The organism is Ruegeria sp. BC3 (assembly GCF_056539265.1).
The window spans coordinates 1-23,452 of the sequence record NZ_JBQFUP010000008.1 but is presented as its reverse complement, the minus strand read 5'-3'; the positions used below and the strand labels follow the sequence as shown (position 1 = coordinate 23,452).

Genomic DNA, 23,452 nt, shown 5'->3' with positions numbered 1-23,452 from the left:
CTGGTTTCAGGGAGGTGATCATGGAAGTGGACTATGCTGTCGTGGGGGCCGGGTCTTCGGGTTGTGTCATTGCCAACCGCCTGAGCACCGACCCCAACGTGACTGTCGCACTGCTTGAGGCCGGCGGTCGCGATACCAACCCATGGATTCACATCCCTGTGGGCTACTTCAAAACCATGCATAACCCTTCGGTCGACTGGTGTTACCGAACCGAGCCCGATCCCGGCCTGAACGGGCGATCCATCGACTGGCCTCGCGGCAAAGTGTTGGGTGGATCATCATCACTGAACGGGCTGCTGTACGTGCGCGGCCAGAAAGAGGATTATGACCGCTGGCGGCAGATGGGCAATGAAGGCTGGGGCTGGGAAGACGTCCTGCCCCTGTTCAAGCGCTGCGAGGATCAGGAACGCGGCGAAGACGAGTATCACGGCGTCGGCGGGCCTTTGTCCGTGTCCAATATGCGCATTCAGCGGCCCATTTGCGACGCCTGGGTGGCGGCAGCGCAGGCCGCCGGCTACCCTTTCAACCCCGACTACAACGGAGCCGAGCAAGAGGGCGTAGGCTATTTCCAACTTACCACTCGAAATGGGCGCAGGTGCAGCGCTGCCGTGGCTTATCTCAAACCCATTCGAGGACGCCAGAATCTGAATATCATCACAAATGCACTGGTTTCGCGCGTAATTCTGGACGGGAAAAAGGCAACAGGTCTGGTTTACCGGGACCGAACTGGAGCCGAACAAACCCTAAAAGTTCGGCGAGAGATCATTCTATCTGGTGGGGCAATTAACTCTCCTCAGATTCTGATGCTGTCGGGAGTCGGTGACCCCGACCATCTGAAGGAAAATGGTATCGAACCCCTGCACGCCCTTCCCGGAGTTGGCAAGGGTTTGCAGGACCACCTACAGGCCCGGCTGGTGTTTAAATGCAATGAGCCGACGCTGAACGATGAAGTCCGCAGTATATTCAATCAGGCGCGCATCGCCTTGAAATACGCCCTGTTTCGTGCGGGCCCAATGACCATGGCCGCTAGTCTTGCCACAGGTTTTATGAAAACCCGACCCGATGTTGAAACTCCGGACATTCAGTTCCACGTTCAGCCCTGGTCTGCAGACAGCCCCGGTGAAGGCGTGCATCCGTTTTCGGCCTTCACGATGTCGGTTTGCCAGCTGCGCCCGGAAAGCCGCGGCGAACTGCGCCTGGATGGCCCCGACCCGTCCAAGTATGTCAAAATCATCCCGAATTACCTTTCTACAGAAACGGATTGCCGAACCATCGTTGACGGTGTGAACATCGCGCGCAGAATTGCCAAGCAGAACCCTTTGGCCTCGAAGATATCAGAAGAGTTTCGACCAACAACAGAGCTCAGCTCTGACGATTATGAAGGCACACTGGATTGGGCCAGATCCAATTCGACTTCGATCTATCACCCAACCGGAACTTGCGCGATGGGAAGCAGTAAGATGTCTGTTGTCGACACAAAGCTGAAGGTACATGGCATAGCAAATCTGCGGGTGGCGGATTGTTCGATCATGCCGGAAATTGTCAGCGGGAACACCAACGCCCCGGCGATCATGATCGGCGAAAAGGCAAGCGATCTGATAAACTCGGATGCCTGACACATCGCACGGCGGCATAAAGCCTACGAATGTCCGTTGCAGGTAATTTGGGCCGGTCGACGGACGTGACCAATGGAAGGTTCCGGCCATCTTGTTTCTGATTATGAGGCCTGCGTTCGATTGTGCATTCGGCGCAGTTTGAGGTTTTCCTCGTTTATCGTTTGCTTTCTTCCAAGATTTTCGGCGCGCGGCCAAAGTAGGCGTCCGCCGGTGTCACGTTGCCCATGATCTCGTGGCAACGATAGTAATCGATGTACTGGGTGATCGCCTGTTCGAGTACCACGGCAGATAGTAGTACATGCGGAACGTCACGGACCTTTGACCCAATCGACGATCAAAGCCTCAATAGATTTAAAAGTCACGTCATTCATTTCTGACCCAAACGTCAAGCATTTCTGACCCAAGGCAAATTCCGACCATTGACCGACGCTGCAGCCAAGGTCTCAAGGAAGCCCAATACGTCCGTTTCTTCGCCTCACACAAACCGCGGTGGAACGCCTTGTGTGGATATCTGCTATGCGCAGCTGGGTGAAATTGGAATGCTCAGCAGCCGGCGCAAAGCAGTCCTCAGTTGCAATTTGTTACATGGCACTGAAACTGCCCAAAAAGGGGCCGTTCTAAGGCAGTCACCTTGAGCAGGGCTCGAGGTTCCGTCCTACCTAGGAAGTTTGCCCGCAATGAGTTGCGATTACATACCAGAAAGCCCTGCATTAGTATTCAATAGAAACTGGCGGAAAATTGGGCTGCTCGCCGCACCAATGCCTCGGGCGTTTTCCCCGACTGCTGCTGCTTCCACAACTGGAGGAATTAAACCGCGTTTGTCTTGGTTGATTAGGTATCGACGAACCCGTGAGACCAACTCTTCCCGCACTTCAGGTGGAAATGCACCGTCAATGAAAATCGCCTCAAAGTCGATGACCGCGCAAATAGACAGTGCAGCCTTGGCCAATTCCTGCGCCGTCGTGCCGATCCATGGCTCGACATAGCGAGATATGCTGCTCCAATCCTGAGGCTTCTTCCAGAGAATTTCAGGATCGACACCTGCTTCGATCAATCTGTCCTCGAGCAGGAACAGCGAAGCTGTGTCGATTAGTTGCTGGCTTTCACCCAATGGGCCCGTAGTCCGCATAGCGCCTAACGCACCAGCATTGCCCTGGTTGCCCTCGAATACGGTGCCGTTCAATGCGACGCCACCGCCGATCATCGAGCCGATGAAAAAATAGAAGTAATCCCGATACTCAGCCCCGCGGCCATAAAGGTGCTCTGCGTGACAGGCTGCCGTTGCGTCGTTAACCACAAAAACCGGCAAGTCGCTGAACTTGGCGACCTCAGAAAAGAAGTTCACGTTTTTCCATGACCTGAATTTCTTGGCGGCGAGCCCGGACAGATCATGCCATTTCCAAAGTTCGAACGGGGTGCCGATCCCGATACCGCATACGCGGTCGCGAAGACGTTGAGGTTCGCGAGAGAGAAGTGTTCGAAGGCCAGACTCCAGAAACCCGAAAATGACCTCTGGCAACGGGTAGTCGTATGTCGTGGACAGTTGGTGGCGCGGGTTGCCCATAAAGTCGATCAAAAGCAGATCTGCGCTGCGCCGCCCGATCTTCATCCCAACTGAAAGGATGCCTTCCGGGTTGAGCTCCATAGGGACTGAGGGCTTACCTACTTTTCCGCGCAAAGGGGTTCCGCGTTTGAGAATCTCGTCCTTTTCCAGCTTGCGAAGAATAATCGAGACCGTCTGAGGAGACAGGCCCGTTAGTCGCGCGACATCGGCACCCGCGGCAGGGCCATGCCTTTGTAAAACCGTCAAAATCAAACGTTCGTTGTGATCGCGAACCCCGCTTTGACTTACCCCGCCAGTCAGTGTTTTTAGCGCTTCTCTTTCCATAAGCCTGAACATAAACCCCTTGTTTTCTTATGAAAAGATGCCGAAGCAAATTAATAAATAAACTTTATTTATTTATTGACACGAAGGCTAGAATCGCGGTTTGCTTGAACGCAACCTGCATTGGAGGATGGAGGTGGGTCTCGCTGTCATGCCACGCGGGACAACAACAACTTTCTGGGAGGACAACATGAGAAATCTACTCAAGCTTGCCACATCAGCGACTGTACTCACACTCGCTGCTGCATCTGCTCAAGCGGCCGGGGAGACGGTTTGCCTTATCACAAAGACAGACACCAATCCATTCTTTGTTAAGATGAAAGAAGGCGCTACAGCCAAAGCTGAAGAGCTTGGCATGACTCTAAAGGCCTTCGCGGGCAAAATCGACGGCGACCACGAAACCCAGGTTCAGGCCATCGAAACCTGTATCCTTGATGGTGCAAAGGGAATTCTGCTAACGGCGTCTGACACCAGCTCGATTGTCCCTGCAGTTCAGCAGGCGCGGGACGCCGGCCTGCTGGTAATTGCCTTGGACACACCGCTAAGCCCGATTGACTCCGCCGACGCAACCTTTGCCACAGATAACTACAAGGCAGGCCTGTTGATTGGCCAATGGGCAAAGGCAAAAATGGGTGACGCGGCAGCGGACGCCAAAATAGCGACGCTGGACTTGAACGTTAGTCAGCCAACAGTGGATGTTCTGCGAAATCAGGGCTTCCTCGACGGTTTCGGAGTGGACCTAGCGGATCCAAATGTTATCGGCGATGAGACCGATGCCCGACTGGTTGGCAGTGACGTGACCGACGGCAACGAAGAAGGCGGGCGCCGCGCAATGGAGAACCTTCTGGCAAAAGACTCGACGATCAATGTGGTTCACACAATCAACGAGCCGGCAGCAGCAGGTGCATATGAAGCCTTGAAGTCTATTGGACGCGAAAACGATGTGCTGATCGTCTCGGTCGATGGCGGCTGCCCCGGCGTGCAGAATGTACAGGCCGGTGTAATCGGGGCGACAAGCCAGCAATACCCACTGTTGATGGCCTCGCTTGGTGTTGAGGCTGTAAAGAAATGGGCCGAAGAGGGCGTTAAGCCTGAAAATACACCGGGCAAAGACTTCTACGATACCGGTGTAGCGCTCATCACGGACCAGCCTGTTGATGGCGTGGAGTCAATTTCAGTCGCCGAAGGTTTGGAACTCTGCTGGGGCTAACGCAGACTTAATGGATGAGGCGCGCACGCGCGCCCCATCATTCCTTTCACCAGTTAACCGAAACTTCCTGTACACTGATCTCGTGGGTGCAATGTCAGTCGCGAAAAGGGGGAGATATGTCTGAAGCAAACCAGGGCGCTCAGGGATTTGAAACCGCCGCAAACAAATCGGAAACCGTGGCAGAGTTCGAAGATCATCGGCGCGGCGTGCTAGGGAAGTTACAGCACCTTCTCCACGTGAACCCGTCCTTTGTCCCGCTTATCGTGCTGGTCGGTGCAATCGTAATATTTGGCCTGCTTCTGGGCTCCAAATTCTTCTCACCCTTTGCAATGACATTGATCCTTCAGCAGGTTCAGATTGTTGGGATTGTGGCCGCAGCGCAAAGCCTGGTCATACTGACCGCTGGTATCGATCTGAGCGTCGGTGCGATTATGGTGTTTTCGTCCGTCATCATGGGGCAGTTCACATTCAGATACGGCATCCCAGTGCCCATTGCTGTGATGTGCGGGCTTGCGATGGGAACCCTGATCGGGGCCATCAACGGTTGGCTGGTCAGCCGCGTCAAGCTGCCCCCGTTCATCGTAACGCTCGGGATGTGGCAGATCGTTCTCGCGACCAACTTCCTCTATTCCGCGAACGAGACCATTCGAAGTCAGGACATCGAAGCAAACGCCCCTTTCCTTCAGTTCTTCGGGACTAAATTCGCGATCGGTGGTGCAACGTTTACCGTGGGCGTGATCTTTATGCTCGTCTTGATCGCCGTGCTGGCCTATGCGCTAAAACACACAGCTTGGGGACGGCATGTCTATGCCGTGGGTGACGACCCAGAGGCCGCTGAATTATCTGGTGTAAACGTCCATAGGACACTTATGTCCGTATACATGTTGTCCGGCCTGATCTGCGCCTTTGCGGGCTGGGCGCTGATAGGACGCATCGGATCGGTCTCGCCGACATCTGGCCAATTGGCAAACATTGAGAGCATTACTGCTGTTGTGATCGGCGGCATCTCTCTTTTCGGCGGTCGGGGTTCCATTTTGGGATCGTTATTCGGAGCATTGATTGTCGGCGTATTTACCCTTGGCCTGAGACTGCTGGGCGCGGACGCACAGTGGACCTTCCTGCTTATCGGGCTTCTCATCATCGCAGCGGTCGCAGTCGACCAGTGGATCAGAAAGGTATCGGGCTAATGTCGGACACAACTCCAGTCGTCCAAGGCCGCGGGATCGTGAAGCGCTATGGCCACGTCACCGCCATCGATCATTCCGACTTTGAACTGCGTCAGGGTGAGATCCTGGCCGTCATCGGGGACAATGGCGCAGGGAAGTCTTCGATCGTCAAGGCGATATGCGGTGCCACAATCCCGGATGAGGGGGAGATTCTGATCGAAGGAAAGAAGGTTAACTTCACCTCTCCGATCGACGCCCGGAACATGGGAATCGAAATCGTCTATCAGCAGCTTGCCATGTCTCCTGCCCTTTCAATTGCGGACAACATGTTCATGGGTCGCGAGATCCGCAAACAGGGTTTCATGGGCAAATACATGCGTCAGCTAGATCGGCCCGCAATGGAAAAGTTCGCGCGTGAAAAGCTAACTGAGCTTGGACTGATGACCGTGCAGTCGATTAACCAGGCGGTAGAAACACTGTCTGGTGGCCAGCGTCAAGGCGTTGCCGTTGCGCGCGCAGCCGCTTTTGCGACCAAGTTCATCATCATGGACGAACCCACAGCAGCTTTGGGTGTGAAAGAGAGCCGCAAGGTGCTTGAACTTATACAAGACGTACGCGCACGCGGCATTCCTATCATCCTGATCAGCCACAACATGCCACATGTCTTCGAAGTAGCTGACCGAATCCACGTGCACCGGCTGGGCAAAAGGCTCTGCACAATTGATCCCAAGGATTACACGATGTCCGATGCCGTAGCGTTTATGACCGGCGCCAAAGAACCGCCAAAAGATGACGCCGCGTGATCGAGCAGGATGCAACGCGCGTGTGAGACCTGATCTCCTCTTGGAGGCAGGTCGGGGTTCGGACGATTGTCGCAATCGCTGCACCCCCTTCATCCGGAAAGTCGAACCAGGCAGAGACCGTCGTGCAATCGCTGACCGCACAAAAGAGCTAGGCGGTTCCGTTAGCCGCGCTGGTGCATATGGATGATTACCATTTGGACACCGTCGCTGAATTTCTGGGCCCGGCTCAAATTTAGATTGTTTTCGGACTGACAACGAAGTCGCTTAGTCGCCGCTAAATGGCGTTCAGGATCGGACCATCCAACAATCCGACCAAATCTCCAAAGTAACCTCCAGAACGCGCAGGGCGCGTAGGATCAGATGAAATTGCGACAGCAAGGTTTTGATCAGGATGCGCCGCTATGATTTGGCCTCCGTACCCACGCGCTAATGCATAGCCTGAAGGGGACAGAAACCAGCCATAGCCATAATCCAATCCAGAGAATGGCGAACGGCTGTGTGGCTTGGTCGATTCCAAGATCCAACGCTCAGGAATGATTTGCCTGTTGGCAAAAGCCCCGCGGTCCCGAAGCAACACCGCGATCTTCAACATCGACCTCGGCGTACCCGCCATCTCATTCCCGCCCAAGTAGTAACCCTGTGGATCCTTCGTCCAAGCAGGTATCTCTATACCAAGCGGTGTACCCAGCCTCTCACGCGTCAATCTCAAAAGGCTTTGGCCGGTCGCCACAGTCAAGGCTGCGCCAAGCACATGGGTCGATCCGGTGGAATAGAGCATCTGCTGTCCTGGCTCTGCAACCATCGGTCGTGTCAAAGCATCCGCGATCCAGTTGGGAGAGTTGATCCATTCTCCATAGTTGCTGCCCGAGGTTCTTTCGAGCCCTGCCCGCAGTGTCACCAGATCTTCCATTGTGATGCTCTCAGAACCGGGTGTGGCATTGGCCGGCAAGAGTTGCGGAGCAACCTCCTGCAAGGTGGCATCCACAGACGGGATTTCCTGCCGGTCGATCGCTGTCCCAAGCAACAAAGCAAAAATGCTTTTCGAACAAGACTTTATATTGGCCGGCCTATCTAGGCCTGCACCCTGTTGGGCCCGCTCGAAAATGACTTCGTCTCCGCGTTGAATTTGAAGTGAATGCAACTGCGGAAGACCGCTTATTGCATCATCCAGCGCCATCGTTTGTCCCCGTGCAATATACGGAGCACTCATTGCAATAGCGGTCGCCAACAGAAACTTTCGACGTGTGATCATGTCATTCATTTGCAAACAAATCTCCGAATGTCCAGACACCTAGGCAATATCCCAGCATTTATTGTCCAAGATCTTCGAAAAGCCGCCCCAAGCGAAAAGTGGGATTTGAGGCAACAGGGGGCTTCGTTCGTAAACTTGGCCAGCCCCTAAGCGCGTAAGAATTGTGGTAGGCTGCCCCAGAGGACATTCTAGCAGGAGATCTCCCGTTGCTACCGAATTCACTCCGTCTCACACTCTCAGTCATAACATTTGCCATATCGGTGGGCACCCTCCCCAACCGTGTCGATGCGATAGCGCAAGATGTTCCAGCGTGGCTACAAAAGCACGTGGGTACGGGTGAGGGGCAAATCGCGCCAATCGTTCTGGAAAGGGCGCGAGCGCTTTACATCAAAAAACTACGACGAGGCGAAGTAAGGAACCCCTGCTACCTTGCCAAGGATGCGACCCGCCCCAGCACTTCAAGAAACGGCAATCCGGGCAAGCGTTTTTATGTCATCTGCGAGTCACAAAAGTCCTTCCGAGCGGTTTCGTCCGGCTACGGCAATGGCCGAAAACTCCAGCGCGCCAATTTTTCGAATGGTCGGCAATGCGCAAAGAACTTCAGCAATGCAGAAGGATCTAAACTAACCGCCGGAGGCGGTTACGATGAGCCAGAAACCCTCTCTTATCAAATAAACCTAAACTGTCCCATTGGCTCTGACGTCAGACACTTCCGCGTTCCTCTTATGGTACCGATCCTTGGGGCGATCACCAGTGCATTGCTTTTCGGATCTGGATTTCTCTAACTAAATACAACGACCCAAAGGCTTCCACGAGCTACCACGGCATATGACGACTGACCAAACTTCCATAGGATCAAAACTCTCGGCCTGGTGGCATAGAACGTTTGTGGATCTAGTTCAGCAGCTGCAATGGTCCTATCTGCCGCCATTGATGGTCTATTTTGCGGCCGGCGTGTCCGGCCTGACCTCGGTCGTCGGCGCTTTTTTCCTGAAAGATTACCTCGATTTATCCGCCTCTTTCGTTGCAGGACTCGCGTTTTGGGCCGGTATCCCTTGGATCCTCAAAATGCCGCTTGGCCATGTCGTGGACCTGTTCTGGCGCTGGAAGTCCCTGCTGATTCTGTTCGGCGCATCCCTGATCACATTCTCTTTGCTCACAATGTATGGGCTTGTGACCGCTCCCGTGCAAATGGCGTCCATTATGCCACTGGAAGACTGGTATGTCGTCGCGTTGCTATTGGCGCCTTCGGGCTATGCCATTCAGGACGTTGTTGCCGACGCCATGACGGTTGAGGCGGTGCCAAAGGTTGACCCAAACGGCCTACCATTTTCGCCTGAAGAAACCCGTGCTCAGCACACGACGATGCAAACCTTGGGCAGAGTTTCCATTATTTCAGGGTTTGCCGCGGTTGCGGCTGTAAACATCTGGATTTTCTCTGGAAAAGAGGACTTGCAAAAGCCCGATCGTCTTGCACTTTATGGCCAAGTTTACCTGATAGCTCTGGCTATCCCTGTATTGTCCGTAAGCGGCGTCGTCCTTCACAGCTTGATCCAGCGTCAGCGTATAAGATCGGGCCATCCGCCCTACACACCGGATGAAGTCACCGAAGTCAAATGGTCCATATTGCTGGGCGGCCTGGCATTCGTTGTGCTTAGCATCGTGCTGGGAACCGCTGATTTCGAATTTGCGCAGGAAACAGTCTTTGCGGTTTCCCTGGCGGTAATCTTGTACCTCATGTCGCGCCTGCTCAAAGAGCTGGAACCGGCCCAAGCCAAAGCCTTAATCGGGACAGCGACAATCATTTTTGTTTTCCGTGCCGTTCCTCTGCCGGGACCAGGCCTGACTTGGTTTGAAATCGATGAACTGGGGTTCGATGAACAATTCCTAGCAATTCTGGCTCTGTTAACTTCGCTGCTGGCGTTGCTGGGGTTAATCGTTCTCCGGCCGTTTATGGCCAATCGCTCCATTGCGCATGTGGTAGTATTGCTGACGATCGCCGCGGGCGTTCTCGCACTGCCCAACCTTGCCCTCTACTACGGTGTACATGAATGGACGGCGGCGCATACCGGCGGAGTTGTCGACGCAAGGTTCATTGCCATTCTTGATACAGCGGTTGAATCGCCGCTTGGGCAGATTGCCATGGTCCCGATGTTGGCTTGGATCGCACGCAATGCCCCAGTTCAATTGAAAGCGACCTTTTTTGCCGTGATGGCATCGTTCACAAACATGGCATTGTCGGCCAGCAGCCTCAGCACCAAGTACCTCAACCAGACGTACGTAATCACGCGCGCTGTCACCAACCCTGAGACCGGTGAGGTCACGTCCACCGCGGACTATAGTCAACTTGGATACTTGCTGATCTCTGTGGCCGTGATCTCAGTGATCGTTCCACTGGCTACAGTGTTCGTCGTTCAAAACTCGCGCTTCCGAACGAGCGAATGATTACTGGCTTTCCACCTCTCCCATCATAACTCTGAGATGTGAGACCGGGACGCCGATGTTTGAACCACCAAACTCGGGCAGGATCGCAGCATTGATGGCAACTACCTCGCCCCGCCGATTCAATGCTGGCCCTCCGCTCCCACCGGTCGTAGTCTCAGCGTCATAAACGATGGCGCTCCCACTCGTCCGCGCAACGATCCCCCGGCTTGCTAGCGGGTGAATCTTGCTTTGAGCGGAAAGCCGGGACGCTATCGACCAAAAGTTCATCGTTCCTTCTGCCTCCAGTTCCTCTAGAAAGCTCGGACCAGCCTGCGCGATCAAAGCTTTCAAACCCGTTGGATATCCCAACAGATAAAGCTCTTCACCGACGCGCGACGTGGCATCCGCCAAAGGAAGGCCGAGGTCCTGAACGCGGCTTGGCTCAACTGCCAAAATCGCCAAGTCTGCCGCTTCACTGAACCGGACCAAACGCGCCTCTATTGGTTTCGTCTGATCAGGCAAATAGGCCAGCAGCCTCAACATCTCTGGCTCAAGACCAGCGTCGCTCAGCGCTTTCTCTCGGTTCCCCGAGGTCCAGGGCAAAGCGACATGGCGGTTGGTGGCCATCAATGGCACCCCAGCAATCAAAAACCCTGTTCCGGTGAACTGAAATTCTGCAGGTTCGCCGGTCCCGTCCGGTTCTATCCAAGGCTGGCCAAACGGGGTCCTCTGGTTTTCTCCGTTCGGTCCCAAAACGTGCCGCAATATCTTCCCGCTTTCCACGTGGCGCAATCCATAAGCCCCCTGAAGGAAAGCTACAGATCGAGTGGAGGCAGTTATCACCCGTGTGGGTGCCCCCGCCCGTTGCTCCAAGGTTCCAAGACGCTGCTCGGTCGACAAAACCTGGTTCTCAAAAGCGTCACGCAACGAAGCCAAGTCATCAGGCGTAAGCGCGTCTTCTCGCGTCTGAGCGAGCATAACTGCGACCGCTTCAATCTTGCGGGACTCCTGTTCAATACTATCCGCCAAGCGCCGGTCGTTTTGGTAAAGCAGGTACCCAAACCCCGCGATCACAAGAAGCGTCGAAAGAACTGTGATCCTGAACAATATCGTCGTTTGAGAGGCAAGCCGCCGCCCACTATCGCGCAGGGCACCAGACATCTTTTTAGCGAAAGGTCGACGGCTCGTTCGGGTGTAAGCATATGCATCACTGAGGATATCCTCGACTGTATGGTGCGCGGGAAATGAGTGATCGCACAACCTGTATCGAGACATAGGTCCCATTTCGCCAAACTCGATCATGTCGCCATGGTTAAGAGACGCCGATGAGGCTTTTTGTCCGTTTACCCATACATTGCGCCCTACCGATGCGGTTATTGTGTAACCGTCGTCAGCCCACTGTAGGGTCGCAATATCGTTATCATGGGGAGGCAGGTTGTCTTTAGGTCGAAGGTTTAGCACCCTGCCATTGTCAACTGAAACCGTTAGGGTTTTATCTACAAGCCAGTTCACGTTTCCGCGCGAGGGTCCGGTCAGGCTCTCCAGAAAGGCCCGCACCTCACCTTCACCAGCATTTCCTGAGGATGTAATGCTACTCGCTTCTGGTTTTCGCATTATGGCCCCCTATCCAAACGCGTGAGGGCATTCTACCACGCTGCAACACCAAACCCATGGCCTGGTGCGAATGTACAAAAAACGCATTTATACAAACACTTGCGATACCTGCCCGGATTCAACCAAAGACACTTATCAGGCCGCAACTCTAAGAAGGCCGATCCATGATCGACCCTCTGCATTGGCATTTTTTTGCATGGTATCGAGCCAACAGTCTGTCTATTTCGACGATACCTTGATCTTACGGCTTGGATCCTGAGGCTCACTCTTCGGCATTTGAATACGCAGAACACCCTTGTCGAATGTTGCTGAAACCTTGTCGACTTCCACAGTATCTGGCAGCGACATGGCTCTGGAAAAGCTGCCGTAGCTTCTTTCGCTGACCCGCAGATCGCCAGTTTCGTCATGCGCAATCTTCTTCTGACCGCGCAGGATTAGCCTGCGATCCTTGATTTCAATTTCCACATCATCCTCTTCGAGCCCCGGCAATTCAGCCGTAAGGACTATCGCAGAATCCGTCTCTTGGACATCGATTGCCGGAGAAATCGCGCCTGTCATATCAAGAGACGGAAAACCCGTGCGTTGCGCAGCCGTTTCCATAGGTAGGAAAGGTGATCCTCCCCCAAAAAACCGCGACATCAGAGTTTCCATTTCACGTCGAAAATTGTCGGAGAGCGGATGCGTTCCAGTGAAAAGTTGCGGGGATTTTTTGTCTTCTAGCATTTTTTGAGCCTCCTCCTTTGGTCTGATTTCGCGCGCGCAACATTATGGCAGAAAAAGCCGTCAAGGACCTTGATCTTGCGCAAGCATTCAACCTCATCCTTCGCTAGATCGCACGCACCGGTTGAACGAACAGAAACGGGAAACATCGCCCACCAAGCTTGCCATGTCGTGGTGGATTTAACACCAATCTCAGTAGTCTTGATCGGAACCCCAGGTCAGCCTAGCGTTTATTTTGAATGAGCCCGAGCTGCCTAGCTTTAGCACAGTGGAGCGAAACCGTATGAAATGGCCTTATCTGGCGCTGATTTACGTTTTGCTGATCTTGGCTCCCTTGGGTTTTTCTTGGTCTCTGGGCTGGCCATCGCGATCATTTCATCAAGAGCTCGCGTCCGGGCTTGGAATGCTTGCGTTTTCAATAATCTTAGTCGAGTTCCTGCTGTCTGGCCGGTTCAGGTTCATCTCTTCCGGTTTGGGTATGGACGTAACTATGCGGGTGCATCAGTTGATGGCGCGTACAGCACTCGGCTTTGCGCTGATACACCCGCTGCTGTATCAGGGTACGCCTTCTGGCGGACGCCGCCCGTGGGATGAAACAAACCAACTTACGATTTCGACCGACTTTTCTACGCTGGTATCGGGCATCGGCGCATATTTTTTACTGTTTATTCTGGTCGCCTCGGCAATTGCCCGTAAATCCCTTGATTACAAATACGAAACATGGCGCCTCTTACACGGGCTGGGAGCCTTGGTGATCGCATGCCTGCTGTTGAATCACACGGTCTATGCTGGGCGCTACGGTGGGCATCCGCTGTTGACGTATCTCTGGCTTACCCTGACCAGTATTGCAGTTGGAACTTTGCTGTATGTCTATCTCGTTCGACCTTTGCGTCAGAGGAAAAGGCCGTGGCGTGTCACGTCTGTGTCTCGACTAACGCCGAAGCAATGGGAGTTGCGCGTCGTGCCAGATGGTCACAGCGGACTAAACTTCGAAGCAGGGCAATTTGCTTGGCTAAACGTCGGCCACAGTGTTTTTTCGCTGCATGAGAACCCATTCTCGATTAGTTCCGCACCAGCCGAAGGCCCCGAAGTTTCATTCGTGATAAAGGAGCTTGGGGATTTCACATGCGGCCTCGGACAGATCGCTCCGCAAACCACGGCCTATCTGGATGCCCCGCACGGAAATCTGTCGATCAGCCACCGAACTGAGAAAGGCATTGTTCTGATCGCAGGTGGTGTCGGGATCGCGCCCATGTTGAGCATTGTGCGTCAGGTACGGTTGAGCGGAAAACAGTACGATCTCAAGCTTATCTATGGCAACCGGGTGGAGGAGCAGATTGTTTTTCGCCTGGAGTTGTCCAAAGAAGAAACAGTATTTGTTCTATCCGAACCGCCAAGGGATTGGTCCGGAGAGACAGGCTTGATCGACGGTCCCCTGTTGGATCGCAATTTGTCTTCTGAACAATTTGAAAGCTGGCTTTTTGTTCTCTGCGGCCCCCCTGCCATGATGGACGCCGTCGAAGATCATCTGATCGCACGGGGCACCGCGTCCCACCGGATTTTGTCTGAAAGGTTTGACTATGATTAGACTGCTCAGAAACCTGCCCACACGCAAACAGGTGAAGTTCGCAGTTTGGTGCATCAGTTTCATAGTCTTCATCGCTGTCTTGGCCTTTTCCTTACGGTAACCAGGCAGACTATTGAGCCTTGGCTAACTTCAAAATTATCAGCCGAAAAAGGCTGATTTGCGTGGAGATGTATGTCGTCGCGAACTTTCTCAAAAGACATGATCTGCGTGGACAGAAAAGGAATTTCACAACTCTCCCAAGTAACGCCTTTGATGGAGATCAAGGGCAAAGCACGCCTCTTATTCATAATCAGCAATCTATTCAGACCGATTTATGGGAGGATCGGAATGACCGTACTCATCGCCTTCGCTACAGTTGAAGGCCAGACAGCAAAGATTGCGCGCTTCATCAGCAGTGTCGCGAAGAATGCCGGTTTCAATGCAAAGCTGACCAATACCGATGAAATGTCCAGCCACGTATCGCTTGACGATGTGGTCAAGGTTGTTCTTCTGGCCCCTGTCCACGAGCGTAGACACCCCGAGTCATTCGAGGCTTTTGTCGCTTCAAATAGAGATGCCCTAATGAAACGAAAGTCTCTCGTGCTTTCTATCGGTCTAAAAGCTGCTTTCGTGTCAGGTCGAGAAGAAGCGCGCGACTATCTCAACGAAATGCTAATGCGAACAGGTTTTGAACCAGATGCAACGGCGTTGGTCGCAGGCGCAGTGAAGCCGGAAAACTACGGGTATTTTGAGAGGGAGATCCTTAAGCACGTTGTCTTGCTTGGTCGAAAAATCGATCCACAAGATGGGGTGCGGGAATTTACTGACTGGGATGAACTGACGTCAATTGTGATAGATTTTCTTGGCGGAACCGGTCGGGCAAATCAACTTTAACCTCAAGCGAGTACCCAATAACAACTGGCTGTTCCCGTATTACCCGATGAACGCATAGAGCCGCCTATCCCAGCAAATCACAATCGCTAGCTTTCTTCATCAGTGCCCGAATAGCACTGGCAAACTTGTCTGCTCCAACATTGCTTGCGTCGTTCCCCCAAATACCGACTGACGCAAATGGGAATGCCCGTAAGCGCCCATAACAACGAGGTCGGCCCCCAGTTCTCGTGCGCGTTCCTGAATGCAGTCTTCAATTGAATTCCCGCCGCACGGAAACTGCGACACGGTCACGGTGCAACCGTGATGGCTAAGCCATCCAGCTAGGTCAGTTCCGGGCACTAGACCTTCTACGTCATCAGGCGACGGCAAATCAAAACACCCAATCACAACTTCGTTGGCCGCCAGAAGAATGGGTAAGGCTAAATGCGCAACCCTAGACGCAGGCAGACTATCATTCCATGCCAAAAAAATGCAGTCGCGTTGGGCAAACGGATCTCCGTTTATCATCAGGGCTACTGGCGAATGGAATAATACTCCGTAGGCGATCTTATGAAACAAATCGGGATATTTTCGCAACTCAGCGTCTAGAAAAGCGATATCAGAGCTATTGGCTTGGCCAGCCACAAGATGCTTTAACTCTGCTCCAGATCCCATAAAGGCAATTACATTTGCAGATACGCCCTGCCCGACCAGGAGCGCTTCAACTTCTGTGGCGCGGGACTTCAAGGCGGCATTTTTTTCGTTGAGAGCATCCAACCAGTTTGAAGGAAGACCCGCCTCAACGAACCTGTTTGATCCATACTTTAGGTAAGGCAGGTTGGGTAAGTCCGCGATCAACACGCAATTCAAGTGACTGTTCTGGTTACGGGAACTTTCAGCGCATTTCAAAATCGACGCGTCGTCAGTATCAATTCCTACGTAATATGCCACTGTTCTGTGTTGCATTCCCGACCTCCGTCCGGAATTTCAATTTGCCCGAGAGCCGTGCGCACGGATTAAACCAACGAAGAGACAATGTTGTTGGTCGCTCCCCTTACTTCGGCAGCATGAAGAACTCTTCCAGCACAATCTTGCCGTCCGCCACCGAATACACTGCGATCTCGCGCAGGGTCATACGCTCACCCGTAGCCTTCTGAATCACTTCAGCTCTGAAGCGCACTCCAAAGCGGTTGGGTGGGTGGACGTAGGGGCCATCCACTTCTAGTTCTTGGATTTCATGCGACGCCAACCAATCCTCTCTTTTTCCCTTGATGGCTTCTCGACCCTTTGTTACGCGGAATTGTCGAACCGGAGGCACAACAGCCTCTATCGACTGCGCGTTTTCGGCATACATCTCATCAACACTTCCAAGGCCCCTGCGCTCACGCATGGCCTGGACGAATGATCTTCCGATTTCAATCAACTCTTCCATGAGCCCCCCCTGAATTACCGTTGACTGTACCACTTCTTGCCCGCGCAAATCTTGACACGGATCAATGAGCACAAGGGGAAATGCAATGAGGCCGATTCGTACTCAACTCTGCTCAGCCAGAAGTAACACACTTAATACAGCGCCGCATTAGCATCAATCTGCAGGAAAGGCGGACAGCGTCAGCACGCTAGTGTCGCAGTTGCTATTTGGTTTTTTTTGTCAGTGCGACCGTGCATTGGCGGCTGGTTGCAACCTAAAGCTGCCATGGAGATGTAATGGTATACAAGAGGAAGTGCTGAGGCGATTGCCACGGCCGTTTTTACCAAAAACACATCTTCGCCCTTGCTTGCCAGACAATATCCGGCCCCCGCTCCTTCCCCCCGGTCTTGCGGGAGAAGGCCCTTCGCTTTCAGGTTCGTATCCGCGCGATGCCTTTTGTCGGAGGCCAGCCGCTTCCCCGCAGGCTTCTCACCTGCCCCGCTTTGACCGCGCACGGTCTCGGCGATCCCCGATCCGACGGGTGTCTAGAGACAGCTGTCGGCCGGTGGGTTCCGTAGTCGCGTTTCTGCACCGGGCCAGAAGGAGCCGCTTCGGTGCGGGATGGGGTAGTCCCCGAACCTTTGTTCACCTTGGAGGCCGGTTGTGAACGTACCGTGGTCACCACTTTTTTTGATCGTTTGCCAGGGAAAGCAGCAAGTATAAACCGGGCGCAACGGAGACGGGGAAGACCCATCCCAGCCCGGAACGTCCGATTTTGCGCTCTTGCTGACTAAGTGTATTGATCTGCTTTTTTTGGGGATCTTTGTGTTTCGCGCGGCCGCAAGTTGTACAAACCTTAGCTGACCCGAAGCGCCGCAGCCCACCAATAGCGCAGGCGGTTCGGGTCAGCGGCTCGACACAGACCCGGGACTAAATAGTTCTCTTTCCGTTCTCTTATTTTTGTGCAACTTTTGGAACGGTTGCCTCGTCTCAACTAGCACGATTTCTCAGCAATCAGTGTTGCCGTGATGTGCGTCGGCTATTGGACGTGTGACCCGACTACGGAGTGTCCCAAACGGAGAATAACATGAGCGCTAACGCGGACAGCGGTCTGAAGGGCAAACGAGACGTTGCAGATACCGAAGGTGACTATTCCGTCTACCCGCACATGGATGAGATCAAGTCCTCTATGTCGTGGAAGCTCGGCAGTTATGGAGAACAAGGCGCACTTACAGAAGACATGATCGGGGGCTTGTGCGACCAGTTTGACCTGCCAGCACCGCTTGTGCGCGACTTGTCCGCAATGCTTGGTCACTGCCTAAACAACGATGACGACATTGCAATCAATCTGACCGAGGTCCGACGCTCGCAAGCGATTGAACGAGGTCAAACGCACCTCAAGCAACTTTTGCGGAATGCCAAAAGGCGATCCATTGCTCCCCAAGAACTCCGGAACGCGTTGAGCTCGCTTTCGACTTATTTCGCGCCGACGCCAGAAGACGCAGACCTCCTTCCTCAAGTCCTCGACAAGCTAGAGTCCGCAACGACACTTAGCCAAGACATCGTGGATGACATCCGACGCATTTATGGGACGCCAGGCGCGGTTGCGGAGATGTCGCCCCGAGACAAGCGGTTCTCGCGCGACAAACGCCGTCAGTATATCGTCGAGAGCTGTTGCTATATCTGGAAAGATGCCGGTCGCCCCCTGACCTATACGACATACTCAGACGGTCGCCCCGGAGGACAACGGCAAGGTCCGCTCGTCAACTTCATCCAGTCTGTCGTGAAGATGATCACCGAGCCGGGGCAAATCCTGAGCGGTGAGACGATCCGAGTGGATATTGACGATTTTCGCGGCAAGCTTGAGCGCGAAGAGAAAGAGCGTTGGGCACCGCCGGAATCGGGTAATCAATACACTTAGAATGAGCAAGCCCGCGTTGTCATGGTCATGGCATGACACGCGTTCCTGCCCTACCCCCTTCTGACGACCACGCACTCCAGCAGGTTGAGACAGCGATTGACCAGCTGGTCCGATTGCTGGCTGCCCAAGCAGTACGGGAACTGGGTCGGAACGCCTCTGACCAAATGGAGGCGCCTCAGAATGCCAAATATCAAAGCGAAGAATAAACAAACCCGCAAGCTTCTGACGGTGAAAGACGTCGCTGAACTGGACAATTGCTCGGAGAAGACGGTGCGCCGTGCAATTGCGGCAGGCCTGCTTGAGGTTATCCGGGTCGGCCCCGGCGGACGCCTCATCCGCATTGATCCGGCAGCTCATGCCGCCTACCGGCAGGCACATTGCTGGTAGGCACTCGCGACCATTAATGTCCATTAATGTCAGTGCGTTATGTGCATTTCGGGAAGAGGGCCTGCCCGTAAGTTTCTAACTTTCTGTGCTACGCTTTTCCCGAATCGGACCTCCTGTCCACACCCGTCCACCCGAGACCTAATCTGTCCAAAGGAACGCTGACCCGATGACTAAGCAGAGCCCCGTTCCAATGACGCTGGCCTTCGTCAAAGCCGACACTCCGATGTTTGCCGAAGTCATCAAACAGCTGCGCTCCGATAGCTCTCTGACAGACGGACGCCGCCGCGATATGATCTCCGGCCTGCGTCGTACATCCAAAGCCCTTGGACTGCCGCCCGGGGACGTGCCCTGCGACAGTCGCTGGCTGCAACCTCGTTTAGCCAAAGTCACGCCGGCTGCGCTTGGGCTCACACCAAAGAGCTGGCAAAACGCGGTCAGTGATGCACGGGCTGCGCTCGCCCACTTCGGGCTGGTAGAACGGCGCTTCAACCGGATCGATGATCTGTCTCCCGGTTGGAAAGCGCTCTGGGGGGATGTGCTGGCGTCCGGTGACAAGACATTGCAACCCGCGCTCTGCCGTTTCGTGCATTTTCTCAATCGGCAGGGCGTTGAGCCTGCCATTGTGTGTAAAGAGCATGCCCAAGCCTATCGAGAAGCCCTTGAGCATAATGAGATCAGCAAATCTCCTGATGTTGCATATAGGGCTGCGGTCAACGGCTGGAACCTGGCGGTTCGTCGTATTCCGGAATGGCCCAAGGTCACTTTGCCTCTGGAATCGCGTCAGAAGGTCATCACTTTTCCGATGACCGCGTTGCCAGCGCCATTCCAAACTGCCCTTGCAGAACTGATGCATCGTCTGTCCAATCCAGACCCCTTGGCAGATGACGGTCAGAACAGGGCGCTCCGACCCGCGACCCTGTCCCAATACCAAAGACAGTTGGTTCGGTTTGCCTCCGAACTCGTTCACTCTGGCATCCCAATGAAGCACATTGGCGGTTTGGATGTCCTGATCGATCCGGTGATGGCTGAACGCGGTTTGCGCCAGATGTTATCGCGCACCAACAACCAGACCACAAAGATGATCAGCGAGATCGCCGCGCTGCTCCGCAACTTGGCCCGGATACTCAACGCACCCGATGACACCCGGGACGCGCTGTCGGGGCTTGCCGCGCGCCTGGCCGTCAAACCTCAGAATGGCATGACCCAAAAAAACCGAAGCCGGCTGCGGGTGTTGCAGGAGGACCAGCATCAGCAACGCCTGCTGCTTCTGCCTGAACGGATATTCGCGCGACCACGCGGCACGTCCAAGCCGTACGGCTGGGCTCTGGCGCGCGAAGATGCGCTCGCCATCGCCATCTTGCTGGTCTGCCCGGTTCGCGTGAAGAACCTGGCTGACATCCACTTGGAACGCCACCTGCACCGTCCCGGTGATGGCCGAGCCTACCTGGTTCTGGAAGACGGCGAGACCAAAAATGAGCGCCCTGTCGAGTTCGAGATCCCGCGTGAAGTATTGCGCATGATCGACGTACATCTCAAATCTCGCTGTCCGGAACTCTGCCCCGCGGGAACGCCTTGGCTGTTTCCCCGGAGGGATGGTCAGCATTCGGTTGATCCCGGCGTTCTGTCTGCGCGCATCTCCAAACGGATCCGGAAAGAAACGGGGTTAGAGATGAACGCCCACCTGTTTCGGCATTTCGCGGTGATGAACTGGCTCGACGCCAATCCCGGCGGCTACGAGGTTGCGCGCCGGTTGCTCGGCCATTCGGAAGTCAGCCACACGATCAACATGTATTCCGGTCTTGAAGCGCGTTCGGCAACCCGCGCCTTTGCGGACCTGATCGACGCCAAGAAAGGGCGTCGCTGATGAGCCTTGTTCTGCCTCTGTCTGATTGGCCCGTACAAGACCGGGATATGTGGCTCAACCTTCAGACGGAAGGTGGCCCGCTTGACGATTGCGGCGCGCTATCACATCTACGCGCGACCTCGTTGAAGACGTTAGAATTGCGCTACGCCCGATGGCTGCAATGGCTGATTACCAGCGATGCGGAGGCGATCACACTGCCTCCGGCTCGACGCGGGACCCTACCGCGCCTTTCCGCTTGGCTTCGGGACCTCTCACACACCCGGCCGATGACCCGGTTGATGTTCATTGATGGCGTGTTGCGTATCCTCTTCGCAGCTGACCCAACGCGGGACTGGTCCGCTCAGCGGAAGTTAAAAGCGGGATTGAAGCGCGCCGCGGGTCGAGGTGATCGGGATCGCAAACTTGGGCGTGTGTTGTCCAGCGAGGTTCTATTCCGTGCAGGGCTGACTCTGGCGACGGGTCATGCAGAAGCGGCGCCGACACCGCTGCGCAGAATGATGTGCCTGCGGGATGGCACCATGATAGCGATGTTGGCCTTGATGCCGATGCGGCGACGTGCGTTCGCGGGCCTTCGGATTGGCACATCCCTGCATGTCACAGCAGAAACGATGACCGTCGCGCTCCCGGGAGACCTCACCAAATCAGGGCATCCCTGGGAAGCTGATGTTCCCCAGAGCGTTGAGCCGCTCTTGCGCCGTTATGTCAACGAAGCCCGTCCCTTTTTTATGGAGCGTGGACAACAGCATCACAATGTCCTGTGGGTTGGCCGGTCTGGCACTCCTTTGAAGAAAGACGCGCTGAGCCCCCGGATCGCAGAGCAGACACTGAAGCTGACGGGTCGCCGTATTCCACCGCATTTCTTTCGGGATGCTGCCGCGACAACCCTGGCCCGCTCTTCTCCGGAACACGCCAAGCTAATTCGACCAATTCTTGCGCATACGAGCTTCGGAACCGCCGAGCGCCACTACATCCACGCCCAGACAATTGAAGCGGGCCGCGACTATGCGGATCTGATCAACCAAAAGAGAAAGGCCCGGCGATGACCCGAGTTGCAATCTATGCCCGTTTCTCCAGCCAAATGCAGAGAGACGCATCCATCGATGACCAAATGCGACTGTGCCGGGAACGTGCTGAGCGGGAGGGTTGGACCGTTGTTGACGCCTATTCTGATCGTGCGGTCTCCGGCGCCTCCATGTTGCGCCCCGGTCTGCAAGCGCTGCTCCATGCAACACAGGAAGGACAGGTTGATCTGATTTTGGCGGAAGCGCTGGACCGGTTGAGCCGAGACCAGGCGGATATCGCCGCGATCTTCAAACGGCTAAGCTTTGCAGGGGTTGGCATCGTGACACTGGCTGAGGGCGAGATCAGCGAATTGCACGTAGGTCTCAAGGGCACCATGAACCAACTGTTCCTCAAAGACTTGGCCGACAAAACCCGGCGTGGTCTTCGCGGGCGGGTCGAGCTTGGCCGTTCCGGCGGCGGAAACAGCTACGGATACGACGTCGTCCGGCGTCTTGGGCCCGACGGCCAACCCGTCACGGGAGAACGAATGATCAACGCAGCGGAAGCTGAGATTATCCGGCGGGTGCTTCAAGAGTTCTCCGAGGGGCATTCTCCCAAAGCCATTGCGCGCCGCCTGAACACCGAGGGTGTCCTCGGTCCCCGTGGCAAGTTATGGCGTGACACGGCCATTCGAGGGCACCGAGTGCGTGGGACGGGCCTTCTCAACAATGAGCTTTATATCGGCCGCCTGGTTTGGAACCGGCTGCGCTACATCAAGGACCCGGAGACCGGCAGACGTGTTTCCCGTCTAAACGATCCGTCCAAATGGATCATCGCGGAGGTCCCCGAGCTGCGGATCGTCGGGGATGAGCTTTGGGAGGCGGTCAAACAGCGACAAGGTGAGATCGAAGCCGATCCCCGCGTCAAAGCCATCAAGGAAACCAGGTTTTGGGAGAAGCGTCGCAAGAAGCACCTTCTGACAGGTCTTGCGTTCTGCGGCACCTGCGGAGGGCCACTCGCCACAGTCGGGCGCGACTACCTCGCCTGCTCTGCCGCTCGCAAACTCGGTACTTGTTCCCATAAGCAATCCATTCGTCGCAATGTCCTGGAAGACGCCGTTCTGGATTTGCTTCGTCAGCGTCTGATGCAGCCCGACGCAGTGGCCGCTTTTATCAAGTCCTTCAGCGAAGCCGCCAACGCGGAAGCAGGCACAGCGGAGGTAGCCCGGACTCGTCTACAATCCGAGCGGGACAAAGCTGAGCGCAAACTGAATGGGTTCTATGATGCAATCGCAGAGGGCATTCGCACCCCCGGACTTCAAGCGAGGCTCGAAGAGCTCGAAGCGCAGATTGCCGATCTTGAGGCGAAGCTGTCTGAGCCTGCGCCCTCACCGGTGCGACTGCACCCAAATCTGCCCGAACTCTATCGCTCCAAGGTCGCAGATTTGGCGCAGGCTCTATCGGATCCGTCGATCCGTACAGGGGCTTTGGAGATTATCCGGGGCTTGATCGAACGTGTTACGATCCAACATGAACGGGATGGCGTGCAGATCGAACTGGAGGGTGCGTTAGCAGCGATGATTGGGCTGGCCCAGAACGACAAAAGCCGCCTTGCGGCGGCTTGTGTGACACATTGTTCGACCCAAGTGGTTGCGGGAGCAGGATTTGAACCTGCGACCTTCAGGTTATGAGCCTGACGAGCTACCGGGCTGCTCCATCCCGCGACACTTAGCGTTGG

18 protein-coding genes and 1 tRNA gene are annotated in these 23,452 nt (G+C 54.9%); 12 read left to right on the top strand and 7 right to left on the bottom strand.

Going from position 1 to position 23,452, the window contains the following annotated elements:
• The first annotated feature begins 20 nt into the window (after window positions 1-20).
• Window positions 21-1,616, top strand: a complete 1,596-nt coding sequence (locus tag ACR0MV_RS18255) for a GMC family oxidoreductase (RefSeq protein WP_480703180.1) — start codon at window positions 21-23, stop codon at window positions 1,614-1,616.
• Between the two features lie 688 nt (window positions 1,617-2,304).
• Here the strand turns inward: ACR0MV_RS18255 and ACR0MV_RS18250 are convergent.
• Complete coding sequence (locus ACR0MV_RS18250) at window positions 2,305-3,504, bottom strand: ROK family transcriptional regulator (RefSeq protein ID WP_480703178.1); 1,200 nt, start codon at window positions 3,502-3,504, stop codon at window positions 2,305-2,307.
• A gap of 187 nt (window positions 3,505-3,691) precedes the next feature.
• On the opposite strand from ACR0MV_RS18250, the gene ACR0MV_RS18245 reads away from it, so the two are divergent.
• The 3 genes from ACR0MV_RS18245 to ACR0MV_RS18235 all read left to right on the top strand — a co-directional run bounded on the left by ACR0MV_RS18245 (window position 3,692) and on the right by ACR0MV_RS18235 (window position 6,680).
• The gene (locus ACR0MV_RS18245; protein ID WP_480703177.1) at window positions 3,692-4,711 is read left to right on the top strand and encodes a substrate-binding domain-containing protein; all 1,020 of its coding nucleotides are present in this window, start codon (window positions 3,692-3,694) and stop codon (window positions 4,709-4,711) included.
• 116 nt (window positions 4,712-4,827) lie between these two features.
• Window positions 4,828-5,898, top strand: a complete 1,071-nt coding sequence (locus ACR0MV_RS18240) for an ABC transporter permease (RefSeq protein WP_170429653.1) — start codon at window positions 4,828-4,830, stop codon at window positions 5,896-5,898.
• Window positions 5,898-6,680 carry an ATP-binding cassette domain-containing protein gene (locus ACR0MV_RS18235; RefSeq protein ID WP_480703175.1) on the top strand — a complete coding sequence of 261 codons (783 nt, stop codon included), beginning with the start codon at window positions 5,898-5,900 and terminating at the stop codon, window positions 6,678-6,680. Before ACR0MV_RS18240 ends, ACR0MV_RS18235 begins: the two co-directional genes overlap by 1 nt.
• Before the next feature lie 274 nt (window positions 6,681-6,954).
• Here the strand turns inward: ACR0MV_RS18235 and ACR0MV_RS18230 are convergent, their stop codons facing one another.
• On the bottom strand, window positions 6,955-7,932 hold the full coding sequence (locus ACR0MV_RS18230) for a serine hydrolase domain-containing protein (RefSeq protein ID WP_480703286.1): 978 nt from the start codon (window positions 7,930-7,932) through the stop codon (window positions 6,955-6,957).
• Between the two features lie 828 nt (window positions 7,933-8,760).
• Between ACR0MV_RS18230 and ACR0MV_RS18225 the strand changes: the two genes are divergently transcribed.
• A complete protein-coding gene (locus tag ACR0MV_RS18225; protein ID WP_480432997.1) occupies window positions 8,761-10,377 on the top strand; it encodes an MFS transporter in 1,617 nt (538 codons plus the stop codon).
• Here ACR0MV_RS18225 and ACR0MV_RS18220 read toward each other — a convergent pair whose 3' ends face one another.
• Together ACR0MV_RS18220 and ACR0MV_RS18215 are read right to left on the bottom strand one after the other, a co-directional pair.
• Window positions 10,378-11,970, bottom strand: coding sequence for a trypsin-like peptidase domain-containing protein (locus tag ACR0MV_RS18220; RefSeq protein ID WP_480703173.1), 1,593 nt, complete (start codon window positions 11,968-11,970; stop codon window positions 10,378-10,380).
• Between the two features lie 219 nt (window positions 11,971-12,189).
• Window positions 12,190-12,693, bottom strand: coding sequence for an Hsp20/alpha crystallin family protein (locus tag ACR0MV_RS18215; protein WP_170787350.1), 504 nt, complete (start codon window positions 12,691-12,693; stop codon window positions 12,190-12,192).
• A 280-nt stretch (window positions 12,694-12,973) separates the two neighbouring features.
• Between ACR0MV_RS18215 and ACR0MV_RS18210 the strand changes: the two genes are divergently transcribed.
• Both ACR0MV_RS18210 and ACR0MV_RS18205 read left to right on the top strand, forming a co-directional pair.
• Window positions 12,974-14,278, top strand: coding sequence for a ferredoxin reductase family protein (locus ACR0MV_RS18210; RefSeq protein WP_480703172.1), 1,305 nt, complete (start codon window positions 12,974-12,976; stop codon window positions 14,276-14,278).
• A 327-nt stretch (window positions 14,279-14,605) separates the two neighbouring features.
• Window positions 14,606-15,151 (top strand): flavodoxin domain-containing protein, encoded by a 546-nt coding sequence (locus ACR0MV_RS18205; protein WP_480703171.1) that lies wholly within the window; start codon window positions 14,606-14,608, stop codon window positions 15,149-15,151.
• Between the two features lie 99 nt (window positions 15,152-15,250).
• On the opposite strand, the gene ACR0MV_RS18200 is transcribed toward ACR0MV_RS18205, so the two are convergent.
• On the bottom strand, window positions 15,251-16,096 hold the full coding sequence (locus ACR0MV_RS18200; protein ID WP_480703170.1) for a universal stress protein: 846 nt from the start codon (window positions 16,094-16,096) through the stop codon (window positions 15,251-15,253).
• Between the two features lie 88 nt (window positions 16,097-16,184).
• On the bottom strand, window positions 16,185-16,562 hold the full coding sequence (locus tag ACR0MV_RS18195) for a SnoaL-like domain-containing protein (protein WP_480433003.1): 378 nt from the start codon (window positions 16,560-16,562) through the stop codon (window positions 16,185-16,187).
• A gap of 1,066 nt (window positions 16,563-17,628) precedes the next feature.
• Between ACR0MV_RS18195 and ACR0MV_RS18190 the strand changes: the two genes are divergently transcribed.
• The 5 genes from ACR0MV_RS18190 (at window position 17,629) to ACR0MV_RS18170 (ending at window position 23,405) form a co-directional block, all read left to right on the top strand.
• Entirely contained in the window at window positions 17,629-18,462 is an 834-nt protein-coding gene (locus ACR0MV_RS18190; RefSeq protein WP_480703168.1) for a hypothetical protein, read from the top strand.
• A gap of 180 nt (window positions 18,463-18,642) precedes the next feature.
• Window positions 18,643-18,849, top strand: a complete 207-nt coding sequence (locus ACR0MV_RS18185; protein ID WP_480703166.1) for a helix-turn-helix domain-containing protein — start codon at window positions 18,643-18,645, stop codon at window positions 18,847-18,849.
• A 166-nt stretch (window positions 18,850-19,015) separates the two neighbouring features.
• Window positions 19,016-20,713: a tyrosine-type recombinase/integrase gene (locus ACR0MV_RS18180; protein WP_480703164.1), complete on the top strand. Its 1,698-nt coding sequence runs from the start codon at window positions 19,016-19,018 to the stop codon at window positions 20,711-20,713.
• A complete protein-coding gene (locus ACR0MV_RS18175) occupies window positions 20,713-21,756 on the top strand; it encodes a tyrosine-type recombinase/integrase (RefSeq protein ID WP_480703162.1) in 1,044 nt (347 codons plus the stop codon). Before ACR0MV_RS18180 ends, ACR0MV_RS18175 begins: the two co-directional genes overlap by 1 nt.
• Window positions 21,753-23,405: a recombinase family protein gene (locus tag ACR0MV_RS18170; protein ID WP_480703284.1), complete on the top strand. Its 1,653-nt coding sequence runs from the start codon at window positions 21,753-21,755 to the stop codon at window positions 23,403-23,405. Before ACR0MV_RS18175 ends, ACR0MV_RS18170 begins: the two co-directional genes overlap by 4 nt.
• On the opposite strand, the gene ACR0MV_RS18165 is transcribed toward ACR0MV_RS18170, so the two are convergent.
• A tRNA-Met gene (locus ACR0MV_RS18165) sits at window positions 23,362-23,438 on the bottom strand. The two genes, ACR0MV_RS18170 and ACR0MV_RS18165, sit on opposite strands and share 44 nt — an antisense overlap.
• Window positions 23,439-23,452: the final 14 nt, after the last annotated feature.